Source organism: Pseudomonas sp. MWU12-2029 (assembly GCF_023242425.1).
Classification (GTDB): Bacteria; Pseudomonadota; Gammaproteobacteria; order Pseudomonadales; family Pseudomonadaceae; genus Aquipseudomonas; species Aquipseudomonas kribbensis.
In genome coordinates this window covers 281,896-296,197 of the sequence record NZ_JALJDY010000002.1, presented here as the reverse complement: position 1 = coordinate 296,197, position 14,302 = coordinate 281,896, and the positions used below count along the sequence as shown (strand labels likewise).

Genomic DNA, 14,302 nt, shown 5'->3' with positions numbered 1-14,302 from the left:
TGGAGGCAGTTTAGAGGAAGAGCCCGGGGCCCGGGCGACTTCCTTCGGGGAATCTGACGCCCACTTTGGCGATCTTGTTCCCGTCCATGACCGCCACCGTCCAGTGGGTGTTGTTCCATTCCACCTGGTCGCCAACGATCGGTGCACCGCCGACTTTCTGGGCAATGAAGTGGCCCAGGGTCATGTCCGGATCGATGCCTTCGGCCGACAGGCCATAAAGGGCCGCAACCGCTTTGAGCTGGGCGTCTCCTTCGAGTACGAAGTCGCCGAAGAAGCGCAGGTCGAGGCCCCTTTGCGGTGCCTGGCTGAACAGTTTTCCAAGGGCCGGAAGGTTGTGTTCGTGGCCGATAACACACAGCAAATCATCGACTTCCAGCACCGTACTACCCGACGGATGGAGCAGTTGCTGGCCACGAAACAGGGCCGCGATACGGGTGCCTTCGGGCATTTTCAGCTCGCGCAGGGGCGATCCGATGCACCATTTCTCTGCGCCGAGCTTGTAGACGAACAGTTCCCACTCGCTGGTGATGTGCACTTCCAGGGCCGAACGGGAGATCGGCGCAGGTTCCGGCGGCACCGTTACCTTGAGCAGTCTGGCTACCCACGGCAGGCTCGTGCCCTGCACCAGCAGCGACACCAGCACGATAAAGAACGCGAGGTTGAAGTACAGCTGCGCATTCGGCAGCCCGGCCATCAGCGGGAACACCGCCAGAATGATCGGTACCGCGCCACGCAGGCCGACCCAGGAAATGAAGGCCTTTTCGCGACCATGGAACGCCTTGAACGGCAGCAACCCGACCACCACCGACAGCGGCCGCGCGAACAGAATCATCCATAGCGCCAGACCCAGGGCCGGCAGGGCAATCGGCAGCAAGTCATGCGGAGTGACCAGCAAGCCCAGAACCAGGAACATGCCGATCTGCGCCAGCCACGCCATGCCGTCGAGCATGTGCAGGATGCCGTGGCGGCTGCGCACCGGACGGTTGCCGATCACCAGACCGCACAGGTAAACGGCGAGGAAGCCGCTGCCGTGCAGGGCGTTGGTCAGGGCGAACACCACCAGACCGCCGGCGATCACCAGAATTGGGTAGAGGCCGGTGGCGAGGTTGATCCGGTTGACCAGCTGCAACATCAGCCAGCCGCCGCCGAGGCCGATCACACCACCGATGCCGAACTCGCGGATCAGGTGGGTCAGCAGGCTCCAGTGCAGGCCGGTCTGGCCGCTGGCGAGCATGTCGATCAGGGTCACGGTGAGGAACACCGCCATCGGGTCGTTGCTGCCGGATTCGATTTCCAGGCTGGCGGTCACCCGTTCGTTCAGACCCTTGCCGCCGAGCAGCGAGAACACCGCCGCGGCGTCCGTGGAACCGACGATGGCGCCGATCAGCAGGCCCTGGATCAGATTAAGGTCGAACAACCACGCGGCGGCCATGCCGGTGAGGCCGGTGGTGATCAGAACGCCGACCGTGGCCAGCGACAGGGCCGGCCACAAGGCCACGCGGAAACTGGATACCCGGGTGCGCAAGCCGCCGTCGAGCAGGATCACCGCCAGTGCGAGGTTGCCGACCAGATAGGCCGTCGGGTAGTTATCGAAAATGATGCCGCCGCCATCGACCCCGGCGGTCATGCCGACCGCGAGGATGATCACCAGAATCGGGATGCCGAGACGCGACGAAAGGGAACTGACAAGAATGCTCGCACCTACCAGCAACGCGCCGATCAAGAACAGGCTGTTGATGGTCGTCGCATTCAAAGGCAGTACTCCAGAAGCGGAAAGACGGGCACAAACTGACCATGCAGTCTGCGTGCCAGCGATTCTAACCTGTTGAAATGTGATGCTGTCAAAAAGGTTTTTCAGCGAGGTGAAAGATCGTCCCCACGGGCGTGGGAACGATCAGTCTTGCGCAGGGTTAGAGGCTGAACCGCCCAACCATATTGTTCAGATCCAGCGCCAGACGCGACAGCTCGTTGCTCGCCGCACTGGTCTGATTCGCGCCGGTCGCCGATTGCACCGACAGATCGCGGATGTTCACCAGGTTGCGATCCACTTCACGTGCAACCTGCGCTTGTTCTTCGGCGGCGCTGGCGATTACCAGGTTGCGCTCGTTGATCTCGACGATGGCGGTGTTGATGGTGTCCAGCGACAGGCCGGCGCCACGGGCGATGTTCAGGGTCGACTCGGCGCGCTCGGTGCTGTTGCGCATCGAATCCACGGCGTGTTCGGTACCGCTCTGGATGCTGCCGATCATGCGCTCGATTTCGCTGGTCGACTGCTGGGTGCGGTGCGCCAAAGCACGAACTTCGTCGGCCACCACGGCAAAACCACGACCGGCTTCACCGGCACGGGCCGCTTCGATGGCGGCGTTGAGTGCCAGCAGGTTGGTCTGGTCGGCCAGGCCGCGAATCACGTCCAGCACCTTGCCGATGTCACGGGATTCGTTGGCCAGATCGCCAATCAGGGTCGCGGTGCTCTGCACGTCGGCGCTCATGCGTTCGATGGCGCTGACGGTTTCCTGCACCAGATCGCGGCCGTCGCCAGCGGAAGTGGTGGCGTTTTTCGAGGCTTCCGATGTGCTGACGGCGTTGCGTGCAACCTCTTCAACAGCGCTGGTCATCTCGTTGACCGCCGTGGCGGCCTGCTCGATTTCATTGTTCTGCTGGGTCAGGCCACGGGCGCTTTCGTCGGTGACACTGTTCAGCTCTTCGGCGGCGGAGGCCAATTGGGTGGCCGAGCCGGAAATCCGCTGCAGGGTGTCGCGCAGCTTCGATTGCATCTTGGCCATGGCCGCCAGCAGGCGTCCGGCTTCGTCGGTGCCGTCAACGTGGATCGGCTGGGTCAGGTTGCCTTCGGCGATGGTTTCCGCCGCATCCAGCGCTTTCGAGATCGGCTTGGTGATGCTCAGGGTCAGCAGCCAGGCGAACAGGAAGGTCAGGCCGGTGGCGATCACCAATAGCGTCACCACCAGACTGAAGGCCGAAGAAAACTGCTCGGCGGCTTGCTGGTTGGTCTGGCTGATCTGCTCGCCGTTGATCTGCATCAGACGGTTGAGCACGGTGTTCATTGCTTCGGAGTTGTTCAGCAATTCGGTGTTCAGCAGGTTGCGCAGCTCATCCACCTGATTATTGCGCGACAGGGTTTTCATCCGGTCTTCGATCTGGCGGTACTGGCCCAGCAACTGCACGTATTGGTCATAGGCCGCACGTTCGGCCGGGCTGCCGATCAACGGCTCGTAATCGGTCTGGGCCTTGCGGATCTGCTGGTTGCGCATTTCCAGCAGTTCGACGGTTTTCTGCTGAACATCCGGCTCGCGGTTCACCAGCAAGCGGTATGACAGCACCCGCAGACGCAGGGTCAGTTGGGTGAACTCGTCGAGGTTCTTGATGCTCGGCACGCTGGTAGTGGTGATGTTTTCGGCGGCGCCGCGGATCTTGCTCATCTGGTTCAGGGCGAACACGCCGAGAATCAGCATCAGGCCGCCGATCAGGGCGAAGCCGGTGAACGCCCGGGGGGCGATATTCATATTGCGAAGGGACATGGTGCGATTACCAGGGAAGGGCCGCATCCATGCGGGCTGAGACTGCTGTTGGATGACTTATCGGTCATACGACTAAAGTCTTGAGGCGGTGCGCGTATTTGTCGCATAAGGGGTCGGGCGACGAAGTGCAGGAACCAGATCGGCAGATCACAGTCTCTAACACTCGCAGGAATGGTCGACTGCCAGGAAAATCAAGGCTTTGCGCCGGTTTAACCCTGGCATCCACGACGACTTTTCTTTATCGTACGCGCCCTTTGAAAAAGCCCTGGAATATCAAAATGTTGGAAGCATCCCTCAGCCAATTGGAACAGCTCGTCAGCGACCTGGTGCAACAGAACCAGACCCTGTCGGAAACCAACCAGACCCTGTCCACGGAACTGGCCCAGGCCAAGGATGAAAACGAAAGCCTGCAACTGAGCCTGATGGAACAGGAAGAAAAGCACGGCGCCACCGCCGCACGCATCCAGGCCCTGGTTGATCGCGTCAACGCGGGTCCTGTCAGCGCATGAACCACGGCACAGCAGGGGTAAAAGTCATCTCCATTCTCGGGGAGGACTATTCGATCAAGGCACCGGCCGGGGAAGAACAGACCCTGCTGGACGCTGCATTGATGCTCAAGGCTGCGCTGGCCGACACCAAGCGCAAATACCCGACCCTGATCGGTGACCGCCTGCTGGTGCTGGCGGCGATGAATCTGTGTTCGCAGCAGATTGAAATGAAGAAGCAGCACCAGCAGGAACTCGAACGTTACCAAGAGCAAGTCAGCGCCACGGTCGAGACCATCGCCAAGACCATCAATCAGGGTTGATGGGGTTGCGCACAACCAAAGAATAAGATTGTCGATTGTGTTGTATACAATCGGCACGGCTGTTGCAGTGTTTCAGCCTCTTATTCTTTGGGGGTGCTCCATGCAGTTCTGGCGTCGCAGTATTCAATGGCAGCTGATCCTCGGCATGGGCACCGCCCTGCTGGTCAGCATCCTGATCGTGGTTGGCATTTATACCCTGGTGGTCAACCGCCTCGCCCAGAGCTATCTGGTCGAACAGGCGTTGCCGTCGAGCATCGAAGCGACGCGCAACGACATCGAGCGAATCCTCGTTCAACCCCTCACCGCCGCCAAGGACATCGCCAGCAACACCATGGTCCGTGACTGGCTGGCCACGGGTGAAGACTCCGCCAAAACAGCAGGCTTCGCACAGTATCTGGAAGGCATCCGCGCCGAACACAAGGCGTTCACCGCGCTGATCATCGGTACCGAATCCAATCACTACATCACCGAAAAAGGCCTGGATCGCACCCTCAGCCGATCCAAACCGGCCGATGCCTGGTTTTACTCTTTTCTCGACAGCAATCAGCCCCGAACCCTGAACATCGACAACGACGGGGCCACCGGTGAGTTGGCGCTGTTCATCGACCTGAAGGTCGAGCAGGCCGGAAAAGTGGTCGGCGTTGCGGGGCTCGGGTTGAGCATGAAAGAGCTGTCGGAGTTGATCCACAACTTCAGCTTCGGCGAGCGCGGGAAGGTCTATCTCGTGCGTTCTGACGGTCTGATCCAGGTCCATCCCGAGGCACAGTTCAGCGGCAAGCGCACCTTGAGCGAGCAGATCGGCGGATCCGCAGCGCAAGCGGTCATGGGCCACAAAGTGGCGACCAACAGCAGCTTCCAGCGCGACGGTGAAGACTTTCTCGCCTTCAGCTTGCCCTTGCGCGACCTCGGCTGGACCCTGGTGGCCGAAGTGCCGCAGTCGCAGATCTACGCCGAAGCCCGCCGGGCGATGTGGATGAGCAGCGGCATCGGTCTGGCGGTGGCGCTGGTTTGCCTGGCGCTGGTGATCTGGCTGGCCCAGGGACTGGTGCGACCGATTCGTCAGGTAACAGCTGCACTGGTAGCAATCGGTAGCGGTGGTGGAGATTTGACCCATCGGTTAGATTCCAGCCGCGCCGACGAGCTGGGCGACCTTGCCCGGGGCTTCAACCGTTTCCTCGACAGCCAGCGCGGGATGATCGGCGAAGTGCTGACCACCAGCGAGCGTCTGCGTGTCGCCGTCGGCCAGGTGGCCAGGGTTGTGGATAACACCGCCGAGCGCTCCGGCCGCCAGCAGGAAATGACCGACATGGTCGCCACCGCCGTCCACGAAATGGGCCTGACCGTGCAGGAAATCGCCCAGAACGCCGGCAACGCTGCACTCGCCTCGCAAACCGCCCGTGATGAAGCGATGCAGGCGCGGGAAGTGGTCGGCGGCTCGATTCGCCATATAGAAAGCATGTCCGACGAAATCGGCGTCGCGGCCGGCGCGGTGGGTGAGCTGGCGCATCAGGTGGCGTCGATCGATCAGGTGTTGGCGGTGATTCGCGGGGTGTCCGAGCAGACCAATCTGTTGGCGCTGAATGCGGCCATCGAAGCAGCGCGGGCCGGCGACATGGGGCGTGGTTTCGCAGTGGTGGCCGATGAAGTGCGCACCTTGGCGCGCCGCACCCAGGCATCCACTGACGAGATCCAGCAGATGATCGGCAGCCTCAAACAAGGGGCGGAGAATGCGGTGTCATCCATGCGCACCGGTCAGGCTGCGACGGGGACTGGGGTTGAATCGAGCCAGCGCACCGGGGCGTCGCTGACTGCAATTACCGGGCAGGTCGAGCGCATCAGCGACATGAACCATCAGGTGGCGACGGCGACTGAGGAACAGTCGGCGGTGACCGAGGAGATCAACCGCAACGTGCAGGGGATTTCCGATCTGGCCCGGGCCACGGCGGGGGAGGTTCGCGCCTGTCGTGAGGATTGTCAGATGTTGCAGCGGCTGGCGGATGATCTGGCGCGGCAGATGGGTGGGTTCAAACTTACCTGATTAATGCGGCGCCCGTGATGGCGCCATCGCGAGCTTGCTCGCGATTGGATCTTGACCGTTATACAAGGCTCGGATCAGAACCACGCATCCTGCATCCCCAGACACGTATCATCCCGAGCCTCCAGCAACGCCAACTCATGCTGGCAACCCGGCACTTCCCACGTCAGAAAATACCGCGCCGCCTGCAACTTGCCCTTATAGAAGTCGGCATCCGCCGCATTCCCCTTGGCCAACCCTTCTTCGGCCCGAATCGCCTGCTCCAGCCAGCGCCAGCCAATCACCGTGTGCCCGAACACTTTCAGGTACAGCGCCGAATTCGCCAGGCTGCTGTTGACCTTGCCCTGAGCCAGATCGGTCAGCAGGCCGATGGTCACGCTCTGCAGGCGTGCGACCAGTTTCTCCAACGGCTCACGCAGCGCTGTCAACGATCCGTACGCCACCGCGCGTTCGGCGGTGGCGGCAATCAGGCGGATCAATTGCTTGAGCCCGGCGCCACCGTTCTGCGCCAGTTTGCGTCCCAGCAAGTCCAGCGACTGAATGCCGTGGGTGCCTTCGTGGATCGGGTTCAGACGGTTGTCGCGGTAGTACTGTTCCACCGGGTATTCGCGGGTATAGCCGTGGCCACCGAGAATCTGGATCGCCAGCTCGTTGGCTTTCAGGCAGAACTCCGATGGCCAGGATTTGACTATCGGCGTCAGCAGATCCAGCAATTCATGGGCCTGTTTACGCTCGGCTTCGGTCTCAAGCGTGGTGGTGTCATCGAACAGTCGCGCCGCATATAAGCCGAGATCGAACGCACCTTCAACGTAGGACTTTTGCGTCAGCAGCATGCGTCTGACGTCGGCGTGCTGAATGATTGCCACCGGCGCCGTCGTCGGGTCCTTGCTGTCCGGCACCCGGCCCTGTGGGCGTTCGCGAGCGTATTCCAGCGAGTACAGGTAACCGGCGTAACCGAGCATCACCGCGCCCATGCCGACGCCGATCCGCGCCTCGTTCATCATCTGGAACATGTAGCTCAAACCGTGGTGCGGCTTGCCCACCAGATAACCGACGCACTCGCCGTTATCGCCGAAGTTCAGCGCCGTGGACGTGGTGCCGCGCCAGCCCATTTTGTGGAACAGCCCGGCCAGCAGCACGTCGTTGCGCTTGCCGAGGCTGCCGTCATCGTTGACCAGAAACTTCGGCACGATAAACAGCGAAATCCCCTTCACCCCGGCCGGCGCGTCCGGCAGCTTGGCCAGCACCATGTGCACGATGTTTTCCGAGAGCGGGTGATCGCCACCGGAAATGAAGATCTTGTTGCCCTTTAGGCGATAGGTGCCGTCGGACGCCGGTTCGGCGCGGGTACGAATATCCGACAGCGACGAACCGGCATGGGGTTCGGTCAGGGCCATGGTGCCGAAGAAGCGACCTTCGATCATCGGTTGCAGGAAGCGTTGCTTCTGCTCGTCGGTGCCGAAGCTTTCGATCAGGTTGGCCGCGCCCATGGTCAGGAACGGATAGGAGGTCGAAGCCGCGTTGGCCGACTGAAAGTGGGCGAAGCAGGCCTGGGACAATAATGTAGGAAGTTGCATGCCGCCGGCGTCGAAACTGCGCGCAGCGTTGAGGAATCCGGCTTCGAGGAAAGCATCCACCGCCGGTTTCACTTCGGGGATCAGAATCGCCTGACCGTTCTCGTAGCGCGGTTCGTTCTCGTCGCCCTTGCGGTTGTGCGGTGCGAAGTACTTCTCGGCGATGTTGCGCGCGGTGCCGATCGCGGCATCGAAGGTTTCGCGGTTGTGTTCGGCAAACCGCTCGCGCCGGGTCAGGCCCTCGGCATCGAGGACTTCGTACAGCTCGAAAGCCAGATTGCGGGAACTGAGCAGCGTCTCGGACATGGCGGCCTACCTTTTTTTGGAATGGACCGAGTCTAGGCGTACGAATAAAGGCTGAACAGGAAGATTGATAACGGTGATGGAGAGGCCAAAAAAATGGGCGCCGGTGAGGGCGCCCATTTTTATGTGGCTGGCAGAGTCGCTGATTAACCGATGGTCATCAGGCTGGCGTTACCGCCCGCTGCTGCGGTGTTGACGCTCAATGCGCGCTCGATCACCAGGCGCTCCAGCGCAATGTTGGTCTCGCCCTGGGACAGGCCCTGAACCCCAACGATGGCACCGGCACGTTTGGCGATCTGCTGGCAGACCGCACGCAATTGGTCGGAATGGCCGTGATGCAGAACCGCATCGAACACCACATCGTCCTTGTTCCAGTCGGAAACCAGTTTGATCCGCGTCTGAATCTCCTTCGGCAGGCGTGCGAACAATGCCTTGCTGGTGTCGGACTCCGGCCATACCGCCGAACCGCCCACTGCCAGTACCGCTGCGAGTTGGGTCAGCAGATCACCTTCGATGTCCGCCAGGCACAGAACGTGCTCGCGTGGCAGGATCGCGTAGCTGTTCTTTTCGCCGGTCGGGCCGGCCAGTACGCGGGTGATGCCGCTTTGCGACTGGGCCGCGTACTGCACACACAAGGTGCTCAGGTCGGCGAACTTGTTGCTGTCGGCCCAGGCTTTCAGGGCAACTAGCGGTTTGCTCAGGGCATCGCGCAGACGAACGTCCGGTGCCACGGCAGCATCACCGCGAGCGAAGGATTGTTCGATCGCGTCAGTAGGGCGGGTCGACAGCAGACGGTACAGGTACAGCGGGCCACCGGCTTTCGGGCCAGTACCCGACAGACCTTCGCCACCGAACGGCTGGACGCCGACCACGGCACCCACAATGTTGCGGTTGACGTAGACGTTACCGGCGTTGACGTTGTCGATCACCTTGGCGATGGTCTCGTCGATGCGGGTGTGCACGCCGAGGGTCAGGCCGTAGCCGGAGGCGTTGATCTGGGCGATCAACTGGTCGATCTCTTTACGCTTGTAGCGCACCACGTGCAGCACCGGGCCGAAGATCTCGCGTTGCAGCTCGTCGAAGCTTTCCAGTTCGATCAGGGTCGGCATGACGAAGGTGCCGCGTTTGACTTCCTCGGCATCGGCGATGGCCACCTGGTACACGTTGCGACCTTTGTCGCGCATGCCCTGGATGTGTTTCTCGATGCCGGCCTTGGCTTCGGCGTCGATCACCGGGCCGATGTCCACGGACAGACGCTCCGGGTTGCCGAGACGGCTTTCAGCCATCGCGCCCTTGAGCATTTCGATGACGCGATCAGCGGAATCTTCCTGCAGGCACAGGACGCGCAGGGCCGAGCAACGCTGGCCGGCGCTGTCGAAGGCCGAGGACACCACGTCGATCACTACTTGTTCGGTCAGTGCCGAAGAGTCGACGATCATCGCGTTCTGCCCGCCGGTTTCGGCGATCAGCGGAATCGGGCGGCCCTGGTTGTCGAGACGACCGGCGATGTTACGTTGCAGCAGGCGCGCGACTTCGGTGGAACCAGTGAACATCACGCCTTTGACGCGCTCGTCGCCCACCAGACCGGCACCGACGGTTTCACCGCGACCCGGCAGCAGTTGCAGAACGCCTTCCGGAATCCCGGCTTCGAGCAGCAAACGCACGGCTTGTGCGGCGACCAGCGGAGTCTGTTCGGCCGGTTTGGCCAGAACCGGGTTGCCGGCGGCCAGTGCGGCGGCAACCTGGCCGCTGAAGATGGCCAGCGGGAAGTTCCACGGGCTGATACAGACCACCGGGCCCAGTGGGCGGTGGGCGTCGTTGCTGAAATCGTTGCGTGCCTGCACTGCGTAATAACGCAGGAAGTCGACGGCTTCGCGGACTTCGGCGATGGCGTTGGCGAAGGTCTTGCCGGCTTCGCGGGCCAGCAGGCCCATCAGCGGCTGGATTTCGCCTTCCATCAGGTCAGCGGCGCGTTCCAGAATCGCGGCACGCTCGGCTGGCGGGGTGGCCTGCCAGATCGGGGCGGCGTTCAGGGCGCATTGAATGGCGTTGTCGACGTCTTCGACGGTGGCTTCCTGCACGTGGCCGACCACGTCACGCAGATCGGACGGGTTCAGCACCGGTGCCGGCGCTTCGTTGCTGGAGGCGCAGCCGAGCATCGGCGCGGCTTTCCAGTTGTTGTGCGCGGTGGCCAGCAGGGCACAGGACAGCGATGCCAGACGATGTTCGTTGGCCATGTCGATGCCGCTGGAGTTGGCGCGCTCGGAACCGTACAGGTCACGCGGCAGCGGAATGCGCGGGTGCGGCAGGCCGAAACCACCTTCCACGGTTGCCATCTGCTCGATCTGCGCAACGGGATCGGCCACCAGTTCCTGGATCGAAATCGACTGGTCGGCGATACGGTTGACGAACGAGGTGTTGGCGCCGTTTTCCAGCAGACGACGTACGAGGTATGCCAGCAGGGTTTCGTGGGTGCCGACCGGGGCGTACACGCGGCACGGACGGTTCAGTTTGCCTTCGGAGACCTTGCCTACAACCTGCTCGTACAACGGTTCGCCCATGCCGTGCAGGCACTGGAATTCGTACTGGCCCGGGTAATAGTTCTGACCGGCAATGTGATAAATCGCCGACAGGGTGTGGGCGTTGTGCGTGGCGAATTGCGGGTAGATGACTTCCGGTACCGACAGCAGTTTGCGTGCGCAGGCGATGTAGGAAACGTCGGTGTACACCTTGCGGGTGTAGACCGGATAGCCTTCCAGACCTTCGACCTGGGCGCGCTTGATTTCGCTGTCCCAGTACGCGCCTTTCACCAGACGGATCATCAGGCGATGACGGCTGCGACGAGCCAGGTCGATCACGTAGTCGATCACATACGGGCAACGCTTCTGGTAGGCCTGGATCACGAAACCGATGCCGTTCCAGCCAGTCAGTTGCGGCTCGAAGCACAGACGCTCGAGCAGATCCAGCGACAGCTCCAGGCGGTCGGCTTCTTCGGCGTCGATGTTCAGGCCGATGTCATATTGCTTGGCCAGCAGGGTCAGCGACAGCAGACGCGGGTACAGCTCGTCCATCACGCGCTCGTACTGGGCACGGCTGTAACGCGGGTGCAGGGCCGACAGTTTGATCGAGATGCCCGGGCCTTCATAAATCCCACGGCCGTGGGAGGCTTTGCCGATCGAATGAATGGCTTGTTCGTACGAGGCCAGGTACTTCTGGGCGTCGTGTTCGGTCAGCGCCGCTTCACCGAGCATGTCGTAGGAATAACGGAAACCCTTGGCTTCGAACTTGCTCGCGTTGGCCAGTGCCTCGGCGATGGTTTCGCCGGTCACGAACTGCTCGCCCATCAGGCGCATGGCCATGTCGACGCCCTTGCGGATCATCGGCTCGCCGCTCTTGCCGATGATGCGGCTCAGGGACGAAGTCAGGCCGGCTTCGTTGTGGGTCGACACCAGTTTGCCGGTCAGCAGCAGACCCCAGGTCGCCGCGTTGACGAACAACGACGGGCTGTTGCCCAGGTGCGGCTGCCAGTTGCCGGTGCTGATCTTGTCGCGGATCAGTGCATCGCGAGTGCCTTTGTCCGGGATACGCAACAGCGCTTCGGCCAGGCACATCAGCGCCACGCCTTCCTGGGACGACAGGGAAAATTCCTGCAGCAGGCCCTGAACAATGCCTGCACGACCGCCGGCACTCTTCTGGTTACGCAGTTTTTCCGCGATGTTGGCTGCAAGTTTGTTGGTGGCTTCGGCCATCGGTGCTGGCAGGCGAGCCTGTTCGATCAGCATCGGCACCACTTCCGGCTCAGGGCGGCGGTAAGCGGCGGTGATTGAGGCGCGCAGCACCGATTGCGGCAGGATGCTTTCGGCGAATTCAAGGAAACATTGGTGAGCGTGATCGGTGTGGACTTCGCCCGCGTCGTCGGCGTCCTTGGCGGTCAAACCGTTCAGCTCGGTCAGGGTTGCACCACCCTCGAGTTTTTCCAGGTAATTGAAAATTGCCTGCTTGATCAGCCAGTGCGGCGTGCGATCAATCGAGGTTGCGGCGGCCTTCAGGCGCTCGCGGGTCGGGTCGTCAAGTTTGACCCCAAGGGTGGTGGTAGCCATATTTTTATCCTCATAGGTGCCGCAGTTGCGCGACAACAGCTGGCCGCAAGATTAGCCGCGAGCCGAAAGAGGTGCAACCGGGTGCAACCCTTTTTTTGTCGGAATATTCGGCAACTTGTCAGGAATAAATTTCAGCTTCGCGAGGATCGCTCTAGATAGGTGCTTTCAAGGCACATTGCGGGGTGTGACTGCGCCGCAACGGTGCAAAAACGGCGGTTTGCGGCCGAAAAAACGACGTAGGTGCAACTAATTCTCAAGAAACTGGTTGCACCTGTTTTGCTTTGTTGCATAGGATTCGCGCCCAAGGTGCAACCGGGAAACCCGGTGTGCCGGCCAATGGCTTTCCTGGGGAAACATTGGTCATAAATGCGCGGCCGTGCGAATCGTCTGTCAGACGTCAGTCTGCAAGCGGTGCAACCGCCGCCGCTACATAAAAACAAAGCCAGGGCACGTACGTAATGAGCGCAAGCAATCCAACCCTGATCACGTTCGTGATCTACATCGCAGCAATGGTGCTGATCGGCTTCATGGCCTATCGCTCCACCAACAACCTTTCCGACTACATTCTGGGCGGCCGCAGCCTGGGCAGCGTGGTGACCGCATTGTCCGCCGGCGCTTCCGACATGAGCGGCTGGTTGCTGATGGGCCTGCCGGGCGCCATCTACATGTCCGGCCTGTCCGAAAGCTGGATCGCCATCGGCCTGATCGTCGGTGCCTACCTGAACTGGCTGTTCGTCGCCGGCCGTCTGCGTGTTCAGACCGAGCACAACGGCGATGCCCTGACCCTGCCGGACTACTTCGCCAGCCGTTTCGAAGACAAAAGCGGTCTGCTGCGCATCATTTCGGCGGTGGTGATTCTGGTGTTCTTCACCATCTACTGTGCTTCCGGCATCGTTGCCGGTGCCCGTCTGTTCGAAAGCACCTTCGGCATGTCCTACGAGACGGCACTGTGGGCCGGTGCTGCGGCGACGATTGCCTACACCTTCGTCGGCGGTTTCCTCGCGGTGAGCTGGACCGATACCGTTCAAGCCACCCTGATGATCTTCGCGCTGATCCTGACGCCGATCATTGTGCTGCTGGCCACCGGCGGCGTGGACACCACGTTCCTGGCCATCGAAGCCAACGATCCTGGCAACTTCGATATGCTCAAAGGAACGACTTTCATCGGCATCATCTCGCTGATGGGCTGGGGCCTGGGTTACTTCGGTCAGCCGCACATCCTCGCGCGCTTCATGGCCGCTGACTCGGTGAAATCCATCGCCAACGCCCGTCGCATCTCCATGACCTGGATGATCCTGTGCCTGGGCGGCACCGTGGCCGTGGGCTTCTTCGGTATCGCGTACTTCTCGGCCAATCCGGATGTGGCAATGCCCGTGACCGAGAACCACGAGCGTGTGTTCATCGAACTGGCGAAAATCCTCTTCAACCCGTGGATTGCCGGTGTCCTGCTGTCGGCCATTCTGGCTGCCGTGATGAGTACCCTGAGCTGCCAGTTGCTGGTGTGCTCGAGCGCCCTGACCGAAGACTTCTACAAGACCTTCCTGCGTAAGTCCGCCTCGCAAGTCGAGCTGGTATGGGTCGGTCGCGCCATGGTGCTGGTGGTTGCGCTGATCGCCATCGCGATGGCCGCCAACCCGGACAACCGAGTGCTGGGTCTGGTGTCCTACGCCTGGGCCGGTTTCGGCGCAGCCTTCGGCCCGGTCGTGCTGATCTCGGTGATCTGGAAGAAGATGACCCGCGACGGCGCACTGGCCGGCATCCTGGTCGGCGCGATCACCGTGATCGTGTGGAAGCACTTCGAAGTGCTGGGCCTGTACGAAATCATCCCGGGCTTCATCTTCGCCAGCCTGGCCATCTACCTGGTCAGCCTGATGGGCCAGCCAAGCACTGGCATGGTTCAGCGCTTTGAAGCGGCCGAGAAGGACTTCCATCTGAACAAGTGATGG

General features: G+C 61.5%; 8 protein-coding genes. 4 read left to right on the top strand and 4 right to left on the bottom strand.

All coding sequences use genetic code 11. The annotated features are described in order from the left end of the window. Positions 1 to 10: 10 nt before the first annotated feature. Entirely contained in the window at positions 11 to 1,753 is a 1,743-nt protein-coding gene (locus M5B44_RS06230; protein WP_085711091.1) for a potassium/proton antiporter, read from the bottom strand. Positions 1,754 to 1,910: 157 nt separating this feature from the next. Further along, positions 1,911 to 3,536 carry a methyl-accepting chemotaxis protein gene (locus M5B44_RS06225; protein ID WP_134825239.1) on the bottom strand — a complete coding sequence of 542 codons (1,626 nt, stop codon included), beginning with the start codon at positions 3,534 to 3,536 and terminating at the stop codon, positions 1,911 to 1,913. Between the two features lie 278 nt (positions 3,537 to 3,814). Here M5B44_RS06225 and M5B44_RS06220 point away from each other — a divergent pair, with 278 nt between their 5' ends. From M5B44_RS06220 to M5B44_RS06210, 3 genes are all read left to right on the top strand, one after another. Further along, a complete protein-coding gene (locus M5B44_RS06220) occupies positions 3,815 to 4,045 on the top strand; it encodes a hypothetical protein (protein WP_007952320.1) in 231 nt (76 codons plus the stop codon). Next, complete coding sequence (locus M5B44_RS06215; protein WP_011332115.1) at positions 4,042 to 4,344, top strand: cell division protein ZapA; 303 nt, start codon at positions 4,042 to 4,044, stop codon at positions 4,342 to 4,344. The genes M5B44_RS06220 and M5B44_RS06215 overlap by 4 nt, the downstream gene beginning before the upstream one ends. A gap of 100 nt (positions 4,345 to 4,444) precedes the next feature. After that, a complete protein-coding gene (locus M5B44_RS06210) occupies positions 4,445 to 6,382 on the top strand; it encodes a methyl-accepting chemotaxis protein (protein WP_248738572.1) in 1,938 nt (645 codons plus the stop codon). A 74-nt stretch (positions 6,383 to 6,456) separates the two neighbouring features. Here M5B44_RS06210 and M5B44_RS06205 read toward each other — a convergent pair whose 3' ends face one another. Together M5B44_RS06205 and putA are read right to left on the bottom strand one after the other, a co-directional pair. Next, entirely contained in the window at positions 6,457 to 8,259 is a 1,803-nt protein-coding gene (locus M5B44_RS06205) for an acyl-CoA dehydrogenase (RefSeq protein ID WP_248738571.1), read from the bottom strand. Positions 8,260 to 8,402: 143 nt separating this feature from the next. Continuing rightward, the gene (putA, locus tag M5B44_RS06200) at positions 8,403 to 12,356 is read right to left on the bottom strand and encodes a trifunctional transcriptional regulator/proline dehydrogenase/L-glutamate gamma-semialdehyde dehydrogenase (protein ID WP_248738570.1); all 3,954 of its coding nucleotides are present in this window, start codon (positions 12,354 to 12,356) and stop codon (positions 8,403 to 8,405) included. 458 nt (positions 12,357 to 12,814) lie between these two features. Here putA and putP point away from each other — a divergent pair, with 458 nt between their 5' ends. Continuing rightward, positions 12,815 to 14,299: a sodium/proline symporter PutP gene (gene putP / locus M5B44_RS06195; protein WP_248738569.1), complete on the top strand. Its 1,485-nt coding sequence runs from the start codon at positions 12,815 to 12,817 to the stop codon at positions 14,297 to 14,299. The last annotated feature ends 3 nt before the right edge of the window (positions 14,300 to 14,302 follow it).